16 protein-coding genes are annotated in these 17,902 nt (G+C 68.2%); 11 read left to right on the forward strand and 5 right to left on the reverse strand.

The annotated features are described in order from the left end of the window. Positions 1 to 7 precede the first annotated feature (7 nt). Positions 8 to 1,849: a TRAP transporter large permease gene (locus SFB74_RS09675; RefSeq protein ID WP_432730584.1), complete on the reverse strand. Its 1,842-nt coding sequence runs from the start codon at positions 1,847 to 1,849 to the stop codon at positions 8 to 10. Positions 1,850 to 1,870: 21 nt separating this feature from the next. After that, on the reverse strand, positions 1,871 to 2,503 hold the full coding sequence (locus SFB74_RS09680; RefSeq protein WP_432730585.1) for a TRAP transporter small permease subunit: 633 nt from the start codon (positions 2,501 to 2,503) through the stop codon (positions 1,871 to 1,873). 208 nt (positions 2,504 to 2,711) lie between these two features. Between SFB74_RS09680 and SFB74_RS09685 the strand changes: the two genes are divergently transcribed. After that, positions 2,712 to 3,959, forward strand: coding sequence for an SUMF1/EgtB/PvdO family nonheme iron enzyme (locus tag SFB74_RS09685; RefSeq protein WP_432730587.1), 1,248 nt, complete (start codon positions 2,712 to 2,714; stop codon positions 3,957 to 3,959). A gap of 13 nt (positions 3,960 to 3,972) precedes the next feature. Here the strand turns inward: SFB74_RS09685 and SFB74_RS09690 are convergent, their stop codons facing one another. Further along, positions 3,973 to 5,415: an MFS transporter gene (locus SFB74_RS09690; RefSeq protein ID WP_432730588.1), complete on the reverse strand. Its 1,443-nt coding sequence runs from the start codon at positions 5,413 to 5,415 to the stop codon at positions 3,973 to 3,975. A 109-nt stretch (positions 5,416 to 5,524) separates the two neighbouring features. Continuing rightward, complete coding sequence (locus tag SFB74_RS09695) at positions 5,525 to 6,880, reverse strand: aspartate aminotransferase family protein (RefSeq protein WP_432730589.1); 1,356 nt, start codon at positions 6,878 to 6,880, stop codon at positions 5,525 to 5,527. 106 nt (positions 6,881 to 6,986) lie between these two features. Here SFB74_RS09695 and SFB74_RS09700 point away from each other — a divergent pair, with 106 nt between their 5' ends. Then, a complete protein-coding gene (locus SFB74_RS09700) occupies positions 6,987 to 7,946 on the forward strand; it encodes a LysR family transcriptional regulator (protein WP_432730590.1) in 960 nt (319 codons plus the stop codon). A gap of 11 nt (positions 7,947 to 7,957) precedes the next feature. Here SFB74_RS09700 and SFB74_RS09705 read toward each other — a convergent pair whose 3' ends face one another. After that, complete coding sequence (locus tag SFB74_RS09705) at positions 7,958 to 8,722, reverse strand: FadR/GntR family transcriptional regulator (RefSeq protein ID WP_432730591.1); 765 nt, start codon at positions 8,720 to 8,722, stop codon at positions 7,958 to 7,960. A gap of 216 nt (positions 8,723 to 8,938) precedes the next feature. Between SFB74_RS09705 and SFB74_RS09710 the strand changes: the two genes are divergently transcribed. From SFB74_RS09710 to SFB74_RS09750, 9 genes are all read left to right on the forward strand, one after another. Further along, entirely contained in the window at positions 8,939 to 10,144 is a 1,206-nt protein-coding gene (locus tag SFB74_RS09710; protein ID WP_432730592.1) for an ABC transporter substrate-binding protein, read from the forward strand. Positions 10,145 to 10,237: 93 nt separating this feature from the next. Beyond that, entirely contained in the window at positions 10,238 to 11,098 is an 861-nt protein-coding gene (locus SFB74_RS09715) for a branched-chain amino acid ABC transporter permease (protein WP_432730594.1), read from the forward strand. An 11-nt stretch (positions 11,099 to 11,109) separates the two neighbouring features. Further along, complete coding sequence (locus SFB74_RS09720) at positions 11,110 to 12,078, forward strand: branched-chain amino acid ABC transporter permease (protein WP_432730595.1); 969 nt, start codon at positions 11,110 to 11,112, stop codon at positions 12,076 to 12,078. Continuing rightward, a complete protein-coding gene (locus tag SFB74_RS09725; protein ID WP_432730596.1) occupies positions 12,075 to 12,842 on the forward strand; it encodes an ABC transporter ATP-binding protein in 768 nt (255 codons plus the stop codon). The genes SFB74_RS09720 and SFB74_RS09725 overlap by 4 nt, the downstream gene beginning before the upstream one ends. Continuing rightward, positions 12,839 to 13,546 carry an ABC transporter ATP-binding protein gene (locus SFB74_RS09730; protein WP_432730597.1) on the forward strand — a complete coding sequence of 236 codons (708 nt, stop codon included), beginning with the start codon at positions 12,839 to 12,841 and terminating at the stop codon, positions 13,544 to 13,546. Before SFB74_RS09725 ends, SFB74_RS09730 begins: the two co-directional genes overlap by 4 nt. 34 nt (positions 13,547 to 13,580) lie before the next feature. Further along, entirely contained in the window at positions 13,581 to 14,837 is a 1,257-nt protein-coding gene (locus tag SFB74_RS09735; protein WP_432730598.1) for a Zn-dependent hydrolase, read from the forward strand. Continuing rightward, entirely contained in the window at positions 14,834 to 15,949 is a 1,116-nt protein-coding gene (locus tag SFB74_RS09740; RefSeq protein ID WP_432730599.1) for an ABC transporter substrate-binding protein, read from the forward strand. Before SFB74_RS09735 ends, SFB74_RS09740 begins: the two co-directional genes overlap by 4 nt. Further along, positions 15,946 to 17,418, forward strand: coding sequence for a M81 family metallopeptidase (locus SFB74_RS09745; RefSeq protein WP_432730600.1), 1,473 nt, complete (start codon positions 15,946 to 15,948; stop codon positions 17,416 to 17,418). Before SFB74_RS09740 ends, SFB74_RS09745 begins: the two co-directional genes overlap by 4 nt. Before the next feature lie 63 nt (positions 17,419 to 17,481). Then, entirely contained in the window at positions 17,482 to 17,850 is a 369-nt protein-coding gene (locus tag SFB74_RS09750; protein ID WP_432730601.1) for a DUF2845 domain-containing protein, read from the forward strand. The last annotated feature ends 52 nt before the right edge of the window (positions 17,851 to 17,902 follow it).

Consider the following 17,902-nt stretch of genomic DNA (forward strand, 5'->3'; position numbering starts at 1 on the left):
GCGACGATCAGGGCTTCTGCTGCTGCTTGAGCGCGTCCTGCATCGCCTTCATGGGGTCGTCGCTCTCCGTGGAAGGCGCAGGTGCAGGCGACGGCGACGGCGACGGCGCGGCGTCGGGCGTGGCAGGCGCGCCGGGCTGGGCGCCGGGCGGGGTCTCGACGGTGCCGCCATAGGGGTCGGCGGGCGTCGCATCGTTTTCCGGTTGCAGGCTCTCGCGCATCTGCGCGCCGATGTCGTCGAGGTTGACCTTGACCTCCTTGTCGAGGCTGCCCGTCACGATCTGCGGGAATGCGATCAGCACGCCCACCATGGTGAGCTGGATCAGCACGAAGGGCACGGCACCCTTGTAGATCTGCATCGTCGTCACCGGCTCCATGACCTTCTGGGTCACGCGGTCCACGTACTGCTTGTCGGGGGCCACGGAGCGCAGGAAGAACAGCGCGAAGCCGAACGGCGGGTGCATGAACGAGGTCTGCATGTTCACCGCGAGCAGTACGCCGAACCAGATCAGGTCGATGCCCAGCTTGTGTGCCACCGGCGCCAGCAGCGGCACCACGATGAACGACAGCTCGAAGTAGTCCAGGAAGAACGCCAGGAAGAACACCAGCACGTTCACCGCGATCAGGAAGCCCACCGGGCCGCCGGGCAGCGCCGACAGCAGGTGCTCGACCCAGATCGGCCCGTCCGCGGCCTGGAACACGAGGCTGAACACCGTGGCTCCGATCAGGATGAACATCACGAAGCTCGACAGCTTGGTGGTCGAGGCCAGGGCCTGCTTGAGCAGCGGCATGCTCATGCGCCGGCGGATCCAGGCCATGACCAGTGCGCCGACCGCGCCCATCGCGCCGCCTTCGGTGGGCGTCGCCACGCCCAGGAAGATGGTGCCCAGCACCAGGAAGATGAGCAGCAGCGGCGGGATCAGCACGAAGGTCACGCGCTCGGCCAGCCGTGACAGCAGGTTGAGCTTCAGGCCCTTGTTGATCAGCGCGATCACCAGCGCCACGAACACGCCGCCGCACATGGCGACCACCACCTTCTCGTCGGTTGCCACGAAGGTGACGGGCTCGCCCTGGAACCAGGTGTGCACGGCCTCCATGTTGCGCGCCAGCACGACAGCCACGACAGCCGACAGCGCCGTGATGCCGACCAGCGATGCATAGCCGCCGCTGCCGTTGGGTTCACGGAAGGTGCGCGCCTCCGGAGGCAGCGCGGGAACCTGCGAGGGCTTGAAGATCGCCAGGAACACCACGTAGAGCACGTACAGGCCCATCAGCATGAAGCCGGGCAGGAAGGCACCCTTGTACATGTCGCCGACGCTGCGGCCGAGCTGGTCGGCCATGATGATCAGCACCAGCGAGGGCGGGATGATCTGCGCCAGGGTGCCGGAGGCGGCGATGACGCCGCTGGTCAGCCGGCGGTCGTAGCCGTAGCGCAGCATGATCGGCAGCGAGATCAGGCCCATCGAGATCACCGAGGCGGCCACCACGCCGGTGGTGGCAGCCAGCAGCGCGCCGACGAAGATCACCGCCAGGGCGAGGCCGCCGCGCATCGGGCCGAAGACCTGGCCGACGGTGTCCAGCAGGTCCTCGGCCATGCCGCTTCGCTCTAGGATGAGGCCCATGAGCGTGAAGAACGGCACCGCCAGCAGGGTGTCGTTGGCCATGATGCCGATCAGGCGCTGGGGCAGCCAGGCCATCACCGAGGGCTGGAACACGCCGAGCTCGATGCCGATGAAACCGAAGAACAGGCCGCAGGCGCCGAGGCTGAATGCGACGGGAAAGCCCAATAGCAGGAAGCAGATCAGCCCCGCGAACATGATCGGGGCGAAGTTGGAAACGATGAATTCCATGATGTTCTTGTGCTCGACCGTTCAGTGCTGCGGCTTCGGCGCAGCGCCCGTCTCGGCGGCATTGGCCGCGTCCTTCTCGGCCTGCAGGCGCAGGGCTTCGATCAGCTCGGCCTCGGCCGTCTTGTCGGTCAGCCGGCCCATCGGGTCGGGGCCCTGGCCGCGCAGGAATGCGATGCGCTTGATGAGTTCCGACCAGCCCTGCAGCAGCAGCAGGACGAAGCCTGCCGGCAGCGCCGCCCACACGGGCCAGCGGATCAGGCCTCCCGAGTTGCCGGACATCTCGCCCGACTGATACATCTGGAGCACGACCGGCACCGACAGATAGAGCACCGTCAGGCACAGCGGCGTCAGGAAGAACGCGAATCCGATGATGTCGATCCAGACCTGCTTGCGTTTAGACAGGCGGCTGTTGATCACGTCGATGCGCACGTGCTCGCGGTGCAGCAGGGTGAAGCCGGCCGCGATCAGGAAGGACCAGGCGAACAGATACCACTGGACTTCGAGGAAAGCGTTCGAACTGGTGTTGAACACCTTGCGCACGACGGCATTGAGCGCGCTGATCACCGTGGCGGCCAGGATCAGCCATATCGCATATTTGCCCACCTGGGCGTTGAGCCAGTCGATGGCCCGGGAAAGCTTCAGCAAGCCTTGCATCACATCTCCATTTTTGTATTGGATTGCCTCCATATACGAGCGCACCCGACGCACCGGCGTTGTGCGCCGGCGGGTCGGGTGCATGAGGCGGAGCGGATTCTATCGGTGTAATCGAAAGTGTCGTTTCGGGGCGTACCCGAGGGCCGGGCCATGGCCATAATGGCTCATGGCCCAGACACCGCGCCCCCTGCCGGCTCCGGCTGCCGCAATGCCCCAGTCCATCGACTCTCCCGACATGTGCCGGGCCGGCCGCGACATGCTGTCGCTGGCGCTCATAGACGCCCGAAATCACACCTTGCACCTGCTGTCGCTCTTCGAGCAGGCCCTTGGCCAGGACATGCGCGTGGCGCCTGCGCCCGACGTGGTGCCGCCGGTGTGGCTTGCCGGCTACATCGGCTGGTTCGCCGAATGGTGGATCGGGCGCAACACGCAGCGGGCGTTCGGCGACGACTGCCCGTCGCGCCCGACCCGGCTGGCGTCCATCGAGCCCGGCGCGGACGACTGGTGGAGCGTCCAGCAGATGCCCCGGGCGCAGCAGCACGGCATTGCCGACCTGCCCGATCTCTCGCAGACCAAGGCCTATCTTCTCGACACCCTGGAAAGCACGCTCGAGCTGCTCGACAACGCGGCCGAGACCGACGCCGGCCTCTACTTCTACCGCCTCGCCCTGTTCCACGAGGACATGCGCGGCGAGCAGTTCGTGGTGATGGCGCAGACGCTGGGGCTGCCCCTGGGCGTCGAGCAGGCGCCCATCGCCGTCACGCGCGAGCCGCTGCTGCTGCCGGCAACGCGCTGGGAGCTGGGCGTGCCCGAGAGCGGATTCGCCTTTGCGCAGGAACGCGCGGCGCACCGGGTGGACGTGCCCGAGTTCGAGATCGACGCGCAGCCCGTCACCTGGAACCAGTACATCGAGTTCGTCGAGGACGGTGGCTACGACCGCGAGGAGCTCTGGCACGGCGAAGGCTGGCGCTGGCTCTCGGCGCAGATCGAGGGGCGGCGCGGGCCGCGCCATGTCGAGCAGATCGGCGCGGCGCGCAACGGCACGGGCGGCTCGGTGCTGCAGCAGCGCTTCGGCGCGACCGTTCGCGCGGCCGGCCACCACAGCGCGGTGCACCTGAGCTGGTGGGAGGCCGACGCATGGGCGCGCTGGGCCGGGCGGCGCGTGGCGACCGAGGTCGAATGGGAGATCGCCGCCCACACGGCGGCGCGACGCGGCTTCCGCTGGGCCGACGTTCACGAGTGGACCGCCGGCACCCTGCAGCCCTGGCCGGGCTACCGGGCCGATCCGTGGAGCACGGGCACCGAGTTCGACCCGGCCGCGGCCTTCGGCCGTGCGCGCGTGCTGCGCGGCGCCTCGTTCGCGACACGTGCCCGCCTGCGCTCGCCGCGCCGCCGCGGCTTCGCGCTGCCGGAGCGCGACGACGGCTTCTTCGGCTTCCGGACCTGCGCGCTGTAGCCGCGCCCGGCGCTCAGCGCTCGCCGCCGGCTTCGGACGACAGCGGCGGCGCCACTTCTTCCAGCGGCTTGCGTTCCGCGTCGGGCGCATGTCGCAGAGCCAGCAGCCCCGCCACGATGACCAGGGCGGCGCCGATGCAGTAGCCCACCATCACCGCGCCGCGGCTGCCGGTTTCGATCAGCAGGCCGAACAGCAGCGGCGCCGCGAAGCCGCCGGCGCCCATGCCCACCGCATAGAAGATGGCGATGGCGATCGCGCGCATCTCCAGCGGAAACACCTCGCTCACCGTGAGATACGCCGAGCTCGCCGCCGCCGACGCCAGGAAGAACACCGCCGACCAGCACAGAGCCTGCCCGCGCGCGTCCAGCCAGCCCTGCATGAAGGCCCAGCCCGTGAGCGCGAGGCCGACGCCCGCGAGCACATAGGTCAGCGCGATCATGCGGCGCCGGCCCACGCTGTCGAACAGCGGGCCCAGCAGCAGAGGCCCCAGCACGTTGCCCAGCGCGAACGGAAAGATGTAGAGCGCCACGCTGCCTTCGGGCACGCTGTAGAAGCGCGTGAGCACCAGCGCGTAGGTGAAGAAGATCGCGTTGTAGAAGAAGGCCTGCGAAATCATCAACGCCAGCGCGACCAGACTGCGCTGCGGATAGCGCTTGAGCAGCACGCGCGCCACCTGGCGCATCGGCGGGCTCTCGGGCCGCGCAGCGGTGTAGTTCACGACGAAGCCCTGCGGCGCCGGCAGCGGCCCGTGCTGCGCCTCGACCTCCGCCTCGATGCGCTCGACGATGCGCTTCGCTTCTTCGGCCCGCCCGTGCGCGACCAGCCATCGCGGGCTCTCGGGCACATGGCGCCGCACCAGCAGGATGGCCACCGCCAGCACCGCGCCCAGCGCGAAGCCGGCGCGCCAGCCCCACACCGGGCCGATCACGCGCGTGTCGAGCAGCACGAGGCTGAGCGCCGCGCCCAGCGCCGCGCCGATCCAGAAGCTGCCGTTGATCGCGAGGTTGACGCGCCCGCGCACGCGCGCCGGAATCAGCTCGTCGATGGCCGAGTTGATGGCCGCGTACTCGCCGCCGATGCCCAGCCCCGTGACGAAGCGGCACAGCGCGAAGAAGGCGAAGTCGGGAGAAAAGGCCGTGGCCAGCGTGCCGACCGTGTAGACCACCAGTGTGAGCAGGAAGAGCTTCTTGCGCCCGAGCCGGTCGGTCATCCGCCCGAAGAGCAGGGCGCCCAGCACCGCGCCCGCGACGTACACCGAGCCCGACAGCCCGATCTCGCCGGCCGTGAGCCCCAGCGTGTCGGGCCGCTCCAGCACCGCGCCGATGGAGCCCACCAGCGTGACCTCGAGCCCGTCGAGCACCCAGGCCACGCCCAGCGCGATCACCACGCGCCAGTGCCAGCGCGACCAGGGCAGTCGGTCGAGGCGGGCGGGGATGTCTGTCTGCAGCGTGGTCATCGGCGGCCCGGCAGATTCTGGGAACCTGCGGGCCGCGGGGCTGTAGGACCGCGCCGCTCACGGGCCGTCGCCTGGGCGGCGGTGCGGCGGCCCCTGTAGCGCTAAAGGATCAGGCCGTTTCGGCCAGCGCGTCGGCCAGTGCGTTCACCAGCCGGTCGATCTCGGCCTTCTCGGCGATGAAGGGCGGGGCGAGCTGGATGGTGTCGCCGCCGTAGCGCACGTAGAAGCCCTTCTTCCAGCAGTTCATCGCGATCTCGTACGGGCGGCGCGCGGGCTCGCCCGGCAGGGCCGCGATGGTGAGGCCGGCGGCCAGGCCGTAGTTGCGGATGTCGGTCACGTGCTTGCTGCCCTTCAGGCTGTGCACCGCGTTCTCGAAGTGCGGTGCGAGCGCCTGCACGCGGCCGATCATGTCTTCCTTCTGCAGCACGTCGAGCGCGGCGATGCCGGCGGCGCAGGCCACCGGATGCGCGCCGTAGGTGTAGCCGTGCGGGAACTCGAGCATGTACTCGGGTCCGCCCGCCGCCATGAAGGTGTCGTAGATGTCCTTGTTGGCGACCACGGCGCCCATCGGCTGCGCGCCGTTGGTGACCTGCTTGGCGATGTTCATGATGTCGGGCGTCACGCCGAAGGCTTCGGCGCCGGTAAGCGCGCCGCAGCGTCCGAAGCCGGTGATGACCTCGTCGAAGATCAGCAGGATGTTGTTGGCGGTGCAGATGTCGCGCAGGCGTTTGAGGTAGCCCTTGGGTGGAATCACCACGCCGGCCGAGCCTGCGAAGGGTTCGACGATCACGGCCGCGATGTTCGACGCGTCGTGCAGCGCGATGATGTCGAGCAGGCGGTCGGCCAGCTCGGCGCCGTTGTCGGCCATGCCGCGCGTGAAGGCATTCGAGGCGAGCTGCGTGTGCGGCAGGTGGTCGGCCTCCACGCCCTGGCCGAAGAGCTTGCGGTTGGCCGCGATGCCGCCGACCGAGATGCCGCCGTAGTTCACGCCGTGGTAGCCCTTCTCGCGGCCGATCAGGCGGGTCTTGCTCGCCTGGCCCTTGGTGCGCCAGTAGGCGCGCGCCATCTTCAGCGAGGTGTCGGCGGCTTCGGAACCGGAGCCGGTGAAGAACACGTAGTCGAGGCCGGCGGGCGTCATTTCCTTGATCCGGTTGGCCAGCTCGAAGGAGAGCGGGTGGCCGAACTGGAAGGCGGGCGAGTAGTCGAGCTTCGCGATCTGGCGGCTCACCGCCTCGGTGATCTCGGGGCGGCCGTGGCCCAGGCCCGAGCACCACAGGCCCGAGAGGCCGTCGAAGATCTTGCGGCCGTCGGCGTCGGTGAAGTAGGCGCCCTTGGCCTCCACGATGAGCCGCGGATCGGCCTTGAAGTTGCGGTTGCCGGTGTAGGGCATCCAGTGCGCTTCGAGCCAGGCGGCGTCGGTGCGCACGGCGGGCGTCGGTTCGGTGACGGGCGTTGCGATGGTCATGGCGTTTCCCGCGCGCTAGCGGGCTCCGGGGTGATGGGACGCGCCGATTGTTGATAGAGCCTTCAGTGTGGAGAATGGCGCAATATCAATGTTCACTTGACGTTTCATGCAAGTAAAGGCGAAAGCCCGAAACGGTGCCCAGGGCACCCGCAACCGCGCCGTCCTGGGGCAGCTCAGCGACATGGACCTGCGCCTGCTCAAGGTGTTCAAGAGCGTGGTCGACTGCGGCGGCATGGCTGCCGCCGAGCTGGAGCTGAACATCGGTACATCCACCGTGAGCCGCCACGTGAAGGACCTGGAAACGCGCCTCGGGCTGGTGCTATGCCGCCGGGGCAGGGCGGGTTTCGCGCTCACGGCCGAGGGGCAGCGCGTGTACGACGAGACGCTGCGCCTGCTGGCCTCGGTCGACGCCTTCCGCGGCAGCATCGACGACATCCACAACCGCATGGGCGGGCAGCTCGATGTGGCGCTGTTCGACAAGACGGCGACCAACCCGCAGGCGCACATCGGTGAAGCCATCGCCCGCTTCACCGAGATCGCGCCCGAGGTGCGGCTTGCCGTGCACGTGGGCTCGATCAACGCCATCGAGCAGGGGGTGCTGGAGGGCAATTTCCAGATCGGCATCATTCCTGCGCACCGCGCCTCCAAGAGCCTCGTCTATGCCGACCTGTTCGACGAGACCATGCTGCTGTACTGCGGCGCGGGGCATCCGCTCTTCGGCGTGAGCCACGACAAGCTCACCTGGGCCCGGCTGCGCGAGCACCATTTCGCGGGGCTGGGCTACCACTCGCCCAACATGGAGCTGAGCCACCGCGCGAAGCTCTCGCGCATGGCCACGGGCTTCGACCAGGAGGCGATCGCGACGCTGATTCTCTCGGGGCGCTTCCTGGGCTTCCTGCCCGACCACTACGCGCAGGTGTTCGAAGAGCGTGGGCTCATGAAGGCGGTGCTGCCGTCGCGCTTCAACTATGCGTGCCGCTTCGTCAGCCTGCTGCGGCGCTCGCCGAAGCCGTCGCGGGCGGTGCTGGCGTTCCAGGAGTGCCTGGAGCAGGCGCACCGGAAGTAGAAGTCAGCGGGTCAGCGCGGCCCGCTCGGCAGCAGCAGGTGCTTGGCGCCGATGTGCGCTTCCATCTCGTGCATGTGCTGTTCGGCGTCGACCATGTGCTCGGTCATCAGCCGGCGCACCTCTTCGGCGTCTTCCTTGCGGTAGGCCGCGAGCAGCTGCGTGTGGTAGTCGACGTTCGCCTCGCCGAAGTGATGATGGTCGAGCGCCTTCTTGTAGACCACGAGGTCGCGCAGCAGGTCGTTGAGGAAGCGGCACATGAAGGAAAGCACCGGATTGGGGCAGCTTTCCGCCAGCATGGTGTGAAACGCCAATTCGGCTTCGCGCTGGATGCGCAGTTCGTCCTCGCTGGTCGGCTCGACCGTGCACAGCCGGACGTTCTCTTCCAGCTTCCCGAACTGCTCCGGCGTCAGCCGGCCCACCACGCTCACGGCCAGCTCGGGCTCCAGCGCCTTGCGCAACTGGTAGATGTGATGGCCGTCGAGATGGTGGAAGTGCAGGAAGTTGCGCAGCGGCTCCGATGCATGGTCGACGGACACCTGCTGCAGGTAGGCCCCGCCGCCGGGGCCGGTGCGGATGGAGATCAGGCCGCGCACCTCCAGCGCCTTCAGCGCCTCGCGCACGGTGCTCTTCGAATAGCCGAAGAGCTCGATCAGTTCCTTCTCGTTCGGTAGCCGGTCGCCGGGCTGCTTGCGCTCCGCCACGATCCATCGCTTGACGTCTTCGACGATGACGTCCGAGAGCTTCTGCCGCTTAGGACGGTTCTGCCCCACTCTCATTGAAACGCTCCATGCCCATCGGGAGATGCGCGGGATGCGCAACAGCGCGCGATCTTAAACGGCGCGGTACGCGGGGTCGGTCTGGTGTTGGGCACAGGGCTTGCTAGCGGGTTTTTACCAACATATTAATCCAATTTATCCGCTTAAATTCGCCGCGACCGCAGGCGCCTCTCTCTTCCTTCTCTTCCTTACTTCCCCACCACGACCGGAGAACTCATGCAACGCAGACAACTTCTTCAGCTGGCCGCCCTGTCGGCTGCCCCCGCCTCGCTCCTGGGCGGCCGTGCCGCCTTCGCCCAGTCGGCCGACGCGATCCGATTCGGCTGCCCGGTCCCGATGTCGGGAGCCTTCGCGGCCAACGGCAAGTTCGCCGACCTGGGCATGAAGCTGGCGATCGAGCAGTACGGCAGCGTGCTGAAGCGCCCGCTGGCCTATACGGTGCTCGACACCGAGGGCAAGCCGGCCACCGCCGTGCGCAAGGTGCAGGAAGCCTCGCAGCAGCAGGGCGCGAAGTTCTTCGCGGGCGGCATCCTGTCGTCGGAAGCGCTGGCCATGGGCAAGGAGGCCGAGAAGGCCGGCGGCCTCTTCATCACCACCGCCGGTGCCGACGAGATCACCGGCAAGGACTGCAACCCCGCCACCTTCCGCTGGTCGGTGCCCACCTTCGGTGCGATCGAGCAGACGGTGCGCCCGCTGATCGCCTCCATGCCGAAGGCCAAGCGCTGGTACACCATCACGCCGCAATACGTGTTCGGCGACGGCCTGCTGAGCGCCGCCAAGAACATCTTCCAGGAGAAGGGCATCGAGCACGTGGGCAACAGCTACCACTCGCTCAACGAGAAGGAGTTCAGCGGCTACCTCACCAACGCCATGGCCGCCAAGCCCGACGTGCTGCTGCTGCTGAACTTCGGCGCCCAGTCGTCGGCCGCGCTGCGCCAGGCGGTGAGCTTCGGCATGCACAAGAACATGACGATCCTGATGGCCTGGGCCTCGGGGCTCGAACAGTTCGACGAGCTGGGCGCGGACCTGTGCGACGGCGTCTACTTCGGCGCGCAGTACTGGCACACCGCCGACACACCGCTCAACAAGGACCTGGTGAAGCGCACCGCCGACAAGCTCAAGATCGTGCCCAACTACAGCCTCGCCGGCTCGTACATCTGCACCAAGATCCTGATCGACGGCATCGTGAAGGCCGGCTCGGTCGACCAGAAGGCGGTGATCGCCGCGCTCGAAGGCATGAAGTTCGACGGCCTCACCGGCAGCGAGGAGATCCGCAAGGCCGACCACCAGGTCATCAAGGACTACTACCTGCTCAAGGGCAAGGCCAAGTCGAAGATGAAGGACGCGGCGGACTACGTCGACGTGGTCAGCTCGGGCAAGTCCTTCCTCCCGGTAGACAAGACCGGCTGCAAGCTGGCCTGACGCCGCCCGGACCGATGCCTTCGCCCGCTCCCGTTCCGGGTGCGGTGGGGCCCCGGTCCGCCCGCACGTACCTGCGCGTACACCTCGACTCCCATGTCCGTCTACCTGCTACAGACCATCAACGGAATCGGCATCGGCATGCTGTATTTCCTGCTGGCGGTCGGCCTGTCCATCGTGTTCGGCCTGCTGCGCTTCGTGAACTTCGCGCACGGGGCCTTCTACCTGCTGGGCGCCTACCTCTGCTTCCAGGCCCTGCAATGGGGCATGAACTTCTGGCTCGCGCTGGTGCTGGTGCCGCTCTTCGTGGGCGCGCTGGGCTGGCTGGCCGAGAAGCTGCTGCTGCGCCGCGTGTATGCCAAGGCGCATGAGTTCCACATCCTCGTGACGGTGGGCCTCGCGCTCGCGGTGCAGGAGATGGTGATCGTGTTCTGGGGCCCGCTGGGCAACAGCGTCGCCACGCCCGACCTGCTGCAGGGCGTGGTCATGTGGGGCTCGTTCGTCTATCCCAAGTACCGGCTCTTCGTGATCGGCTTCACCGCCGTGCTCGCGGTGCTGCTGTGGTGGGTGCTCGAGGGCACGCGCCTGGGCAGCGCGGTGCGCGCGGGCAGCGAATCGACCGAGATGGTGTCGCTGCTCGGCATCAACGTGTTCCGCGTGTTCAGCCTGGTGTTCGCGCTCGGCGCGGCCACGGCGGCGCTGGCCGGCGTGCTGGCCGCGCCCATCCGCGGCGCCGAGCCCTTCATGGGCGTGGAAGCGCTGGCCGTGGCCTTCGTGGTCGTGGTGATCGGCGGCCTCGGCAGCTTCGGTGGCGCGCTCGTGGGTGGCCTGCTCATCGGCATCGTGCAGAGCCTGATGAGCACCATCTGGCCGCCGGGCGCGAGCCTGATGGTCTACATCGCGATGGCTGCAGTGCTGCTGCTGCGCCCCCATGGCCTGCTCGGCCGCAAAGCATGAACGGACACGCCATGCCGAGAAAAATCACTTTCCTTCTGGCGTTCATCGCCGTGCTGGGCCTGCCGCTGGTGCTGAGCTCGGGCTCGCTCGCGAGCGAGGTGCTCATCTACGCGCTGGCCGCGCTGGGCTGCAACCTGCTGCTGGGCTACACCGGGCTGCTTTCTTTCGGGCAGGGCATATTCTTCGGGCTGGGCAGCTACACCATCGCGATCCTCCTCACGCGGCTGCAACTGCCGATGCCGCTCGCGCTGCTTGCCGCCGTGGCGATGGGCGCGCTGGGCGCGGCGGTGGTGGGCTGGGTCGCCATCCGCCAGCGCGGCACCTACTTCGTGATGCTCACGCTGGCCTTCGCGCAGATGTTCTATTTCATCGCCTACACCGCCACTGGTCTCACCGGCGGCGACAACGGCCTGCTCGACGTGCCGCGCCCCGGCTTCATGGACACGCCGTGGAAGTACTACGCCTTCGTGGCCGTGATGTTCCTCGTCGCCTTCGGCCTGCTGCTGCGCGTGACCGACTCGGTCTTCGGCCGCACGCTGCTGGCCATCCGCGACAACGAGGACCGCGCCGCCGCGGTGGGCTACGACCTCAAGCGCTTCAAGCTGCTGGCCTTCGTGATCTCCGGGGCCGTCACCGGTCTCGCGGGCGGGCTGCACGCGATGATGACCGGCATCGCGCCGCTGTCGAACGCCGAGTACCACACGAGCGAGATGATCCTGGTCATCACCGTGATCGGTGGCACCGGCAACCTGTTCGCCTCCGTGCTGGGCTCGGCCTTCTACGTGCTGCTGGCCGACTGGCTCTCCACGCTGTGGCCGCGCTGGCTGCTGCTGCTGGGGCTGCTGCTGATCGGCGTGAGCATCGGCATGCAGCGCGGGCTCTGGGGGCTGGGCGAGGGCGCATGGAAACGCATCTTCCGCAAGGCTCCGGCCGCGCCTGTTGCTCCTGTCTCGCCTGCCGCGCAAGGAGAAAAAGCATGAGCGACGTTCTCATCGAAGCCGTCGGCGTCACCAAGCACTACGGCAAGTTCGCGGCGCTCGGCGGGGTCGACCTGAAGATCCGGCGCAACACGGTGCACTCGGTGATCGGCCCCAACGGCGCGGGCAAGACCACGCTGTTCCACATGCTCACCGGCACCGGCATGACCACCGGCGGGCGCATTCTGTTCGACGGCCATGACGTCACGCGCGAGCCCGACCACAAGCGCGTGCAGCGCGGCATGGCGCGCTCGTTCCAGGTCACCGCGCTGTTCGCGAGCCTTCCGGTGCGCGAGAACCTGCGCGTGGCGGCGCAGGGCGTGTCGCCGCGCCAGGCCATGAACTGCTGGCGTGCGCCGGTCGGCGAACTGGCCTGCACGCGGATCGTGGACGAGGTGCTGCAGCGCATCGGGCTGGAGCGCCTGGCGAACACGCCGGCCGGCGAGCTCTCGCACGGCCAGCAGCGCCGGCTCGAAGTGGGCATGGCGCTGGCCGCGAGGCCGAAGGCGATCTTCCTCGACGAGCCGACCTCGGGCATGGGCATCGACGACCTCGACGACATGAAACAGCTGATCCGCGGACTGCGCGACGCGCACACCGTGGTGCTCATCGAGCACAACATGAACATCGTGATGGACATCTCCGACACCGTCACCGTGATGCAACTGGGCCGCGTGCTGGCCGAGGGGCTCCCGGGCGACATCCGCGCCGATGCGCGCGTGCGCAACGCATATCTCGGCAACATGATCACCGGAGGCAAGGCATGAGCAACATCCTTGAAGTCGAGGGCCTGCACGCGCACTACGGCAAGAGCCACGTGCTGCAGGGCGTGTCGATGACCGTGGGCGAGGCCGAGCTGGTCACGCTGCTGGGGCGCAACGGCGCCGGCAAGTCGACCACGCTCAAGAGCATCGCTGGCGCGGTCGCGCCCACCGGCGGACGCGTGCGCTTCCAGGGTGCCGACATCGCGGGCATGCCGGCCCACCGCATCGCCACGCGCGGCGTGTGCCTGGTGCCCGAGCACCGCGGCATCTTCAAGCTGCTGACGGTGGAAGAGAACCTGCTGCTCGGCCTGCGCCGCCAGTCGCCCTGGCAGCTGGCCGACATCTACCGCATCTTCCCGCGCCTTAAGGAGCGGCGGCGCAACGGCGGCGGGCAGCTCTCGGGCGGCGAGCAGCAGATGCTGGCCATCGGCCGCGCGCTCATGAACCACCCGCGCCTGCTCATCCTCGACGAGCCGGTCGAAGGCCTGGCGCCGGTGATCGTCGAGGAGATCGTCGCGCAGCTCAAGACCATCAAGGCCGCCGGCGTGGCGATCCTGCTGGTCGAACAGAACCTCGAAGTCTGCGTGCAGCTGGCCGACCGCCACTACATCGTGGAGCAGGGCGTGATCGTGCACGAGGCCGGCAACGCCGACTTCATGGCCGACCACGAAGTCAAAGACCGCTACCTGGGCGTGGGCCTCGCCTGAGGCCTGCCGCCGGACCATTCCTTTTCGCAAAGCCATGAAGAACTCTCACAACGAACTCCGCATCGACGGCGGGCGGCTCTGGAACTCGCTGATGGAACTGGCGCAACTGGGCGCCACCGAGAAAGGCGGCGTCTGCCGCATCGCGCTGACCGATCTCGACCGCCAGGGCCGCGACCTGTTCTCGCGCTGGGCCCGCGAGGCGGGCTGCGAAGTGCGCGTGGACGCCATCGGCAACATCTTCGCGCGCCGTGCAGGCCGCAACAACGTGCTGCCGCCGGTTTCCACGGGTAGCCACATCGACACCCAGCCCACGGGCGGCAAGTTCGACGGCAACTACGGCGTGCTCGCCGGGCTTGAAGTGATCCGCACACTGAACGACGCCAAGGTCGAGACCGAGGCGCCGCTCGAAGTGGCGGTGTGGACCAACGAGGAAGGCTCGCGCTTCGTGCCCGTGATGATGGGCTCGGGCGTGTTCGCCGGCGCCTTCACGCTCGAGCATGCGCTGGCGCAGCGCGACAACGATGGCGTGAGCGTGTCCGAAGCGCTGGCCGCCATCGGCTACGCGGGCAGCGCGCCGGCCTCGGCCGCTACATCGCCCGTGGGCGCGTACTTCGAGGCGCACATCGAGCAGGGCCCCGTGCTCGAAGCCAACGAGCGCGTGATCGGCGTGGTCGAGGGCGCGCTGGGCCAGCGCTGGTACGACGTGGTTGTGCAGGGCATGGAAGCCCATGCCGGCCCCACGCCGATGGAGCTGCGCAAGGACGCGCTGCTCGCTGCCTCCGAACTCGTGATCGAGGTCAACCGCATCGCGCTGGCCCATGCGCCGCATGCGCGCGGCACGGTCGGCTGGATCGACTCGTATCCCAACTCGCGCAATGTGATCCCGGGCCGCGTGAAGCTCAGCGTCGACCTGCGCGCGGCCGACGACGTGGTGCTGTCGGCCCTCGACGCCGCGCTGAAGGAAACCGTGCAGCGCATTGCGGCGAAGGCCAAGGTCGAGATGTCGGTGGAGCAGGTGGTGTACTTCCCGCCGCAGCCCTTCACGCCGAAGCTGGTGTCGGCCGTGCGCGGTGCGGCGCAGGCGCAGGGCATGAGCTGGATGAACGTGATCAGCGGCGCGGGCCACGACGCGGTGTACCTGGCGCGCGTGTGCCCCACCGCCATGATCTTCGTGCCCTGCCTCGACGGCATCAGCCACAACGAGATCGAGGACGCGCAGCCCGAGCACCTGGAGGCCGGCTGCAACGTGCTGCTGCAGGCGATGCTGCAGAGCGCGGGAGTCGCGCCGTGAAGGCCTGGCGTCTTGCCCTCGCGGCGCTGACCCTGGCGTGGGCCGCTGCGGCGCCGGCCGCCGAGCCCATCCTCGTCGGCCAGTCCGCCGTGCTGACCGGCCCGCTGGCACCCAACAGCCTTGCGTTCATGGAAGGCCAGAAGCTGCTGTTCGACCAGCTGAACAAGGCCGGCGGTGTCGGCGGGCGGCCCGTGAAGCTGATCACCTACGACGACGTGTATGCGCCGGACAAGGCGGCGGCCAATGCCGAGAAGCTGCTCGGCAGCGACCGCGTGGTCTGCCTCTTCGGCACCATGGGCACGGGCATCGGCGCGGCCATGGTGCCCGTCGCGGCGAAGTACGACAGCTTCATCTTCGGCGGGCTGACCGGCGCGGCGGTGCTGCGCGGGCCGAAGGTGCCGATCTATCACGTGCGCGAGTCGTACGCCGACGAAGTGCACCGCGTGATGAACCACCTGAAGACGGTGGGCGTGGTGCGCATCGCCGTCGTGTCGAGCGACGACGCCTACGGCAAGGGCATCGAGAAGGACGCGCTGGAGGCGCTGCAGAAGAACGGGCTGGCCCCGGTGCTGACGCTGCGCTTCGATCCGCAGGAGAAGGAGCCGGCGCGCACCGCGCAGCAGGTCATCGCCAGCGGCGCGCAGGCGGTGTACGTCATCGCGGCTGGCATGCCGGCGATCAACGTCATCCGCGCGCTGGTCGCGGCGCCGGTGCATCCGCAGATCTACACGAACTCGGTGGCCAGCTCCTTCCTGCTCTACAAGGAGCTGGGCGACAAGAGCCGCGGCATCGTGCTGTCGCAGGTGATGCCGCCGTTCTGGAAGACCCGCTTTCCCATCGTCGACGAATACCAGCGCGCGCGCAGGAGCGCGGGCAGCGAAGGCGAGGGCTCCTACCTGGGCCTGGAGGGCTACATCACGGCCAAGGCCTTCGCGGAAGCGCTGCAGCGCGTGAAGGGGCCGGTGACCACCGAGTCGCTGCGCCGCAGCATCGAGGCTTCGCCTCCCATGGACCTGGGCGGATACACGCTCGCCTTCAGGCCCGACAACCGCAACGGCTCCAGCTTCGGCGACATCACCATGCTGGCCAGCGGTGGAAAGTTTGCGCAATGAAAGTACTGATCGCACGTCTCAACCACGAAACCAACACCTTCTCGCCGGTGCCCACGCCGCTCGCGGCCTTCGGGCCCGACGGCCCGACCTTCGGCGAGCAGGCCTACAAGGACAACAAGGGCATGCGCACCGCGATGTCGGCCTTCATCGACCTGGCCGAAGCGGCTGGCGCTGAGGTCGTCACGCCGGTGTCTGCCTCGGCCAATCCGAGCGGGCCGGTCGATGCGCAGGCCTACACCGTGCTGACGCAACGCATCGTCGACGCGGCCCCGGGCTGCGACGCGATCCTGCTCGACCTGCACGGCGCGATGGTGGCGCAGAACAGCGCCGACGGCGAAGGCGACCTGCTGGTGCGCCTGCGCGCAGCGGCGCCGGGCGTGCCCATCGGCGTGGCGCTCGACCTGCATGCCAACGTCACGCCGGCGATGGTGGATAGCGCCGACGTCATCGTCGGGTTCAAGACCTATCCGCACGTCGACATGTACGAGACCGGCGAGCACGCCGGCCGACTGCTGCTCGACCTGCTGGCTGGCCGCAGTAAACCCGCGATGCGCTGGCACCGGCTGCCGCTGATGGCGCATACGCTGCGCAGCGCATCGTTCATCGGCGCGATGAAGCGCGCCATCGAGGCAGCTTGCGAGGCCGAGAAGTCGGAATCGCTGGCGGTATCGATCCTCGCGGGCTTCTCGCTGTCGGACATCGAGGCGCCGTGCATGAGCGTGATCGTCGTCGACGCGCATTCGCCCGAGCGCGCGCAGGCCACGGCCGACCGCATCGCCGCGCAGATGTGGGCGGAGCGCGAGGCCTTCGTCTACCGCAGCGAGCCGTTGAAGGAATCGGTCGCGCGCGCGAAGCTGATTGCCGAAGGCGCGACGCGCCCGGTGCTGCTGCTCGACCACGGCGACAACTGCATGTCGGGCGGCAGCTGCGACACCATGGACGTGCTGCAGGAGGCGCTCGCGCAGGGCCTGCACGGCATCGGCGTGGGGCCGCTGTGCGACCCCGAGGCCGTGGTGCAGCTCATCGCCGCGGGCGAGGGCGCGCAGGTGACGGTGGCGCTCGGCAACAAGGTCTCGCTCGCGGGCATCGGCCTCGAGAAGACGCCGGTGCGCCTGACGGGCACGGTGCGCAGCATTTCGAACGGCGAGTACGTCATCACCGGCCCCACCTACACCGGCCAGCGCAGCAGCATGGGGCGCACGGTGCTCTTCGACACGGGCGCGGCGCGCATCGTGGTGACAGAGCGCACGCAGGAGCCGTGGGACATCGGTGTCTTCGAATGCGCGGGGCTCGATCCGCGAAAGGAACGCTTTCTGCTGCTCAAGTCGCGCATGTACTGCCGCCCTGTCTTCGAGCCGCTCTCGGCCGCGCTGGTGGAGTGCGACAGCCCCGGTGTCACCAGTTCGGACTACAGCCTGTTCCCGTTCGGCAAGGTGCGCCGGCCGGTCTTCCCTCTCGACGCAATGTGATCTTCAGCTTGGGCGGCCGAATCTCACTACCATCGCTTGCGACAAGAACCGAGAGGAAACACCGTGAAGCGATCCCTGCTGTCCCTGCCCGCGATCCTGATGGCGCTTGCATGCGCCGCGCCGGCACAGGCCCAGACCCTCAACTGCAATCGCGACTTCGCGCAGAGGGGCGATTCCAAGTTCACCATCCTGCAGAAGTGCGGCGAGCCGGTGTTCAAGGACAGCTTCTGCGCCAGGCCCGACCCGAACCCGCAGGTGATCGTGCCGCCGGCTTCCTCCACCGGAAGCAAGACCGTCATCGTCAACAACAACAGCAATTGCGACCAGAGCGAGGAGTGGACCTACCGGCCGGGTTCGGGGCAGTTCGAGACGATGCTGCTGTTCCAGAACGGCGAACTCAAGAGCATCCGCTACGGCAGCCGCATTCCATGACCTGAGAGGTCATCGACGCTGATCGCGTGCGACGCGACCATTCCCTCACCCC

The sequence above is a fragment of the Variovorax xiamenensis genome (assembly GCF_050916385.1).
In the GTDB taxonomy this organism is placed as follows: Bacteria; Pseudomonadota; Gammaproteobacteria; order Burkholderiales; family Burkholderiaceae_C; genus Variovorax.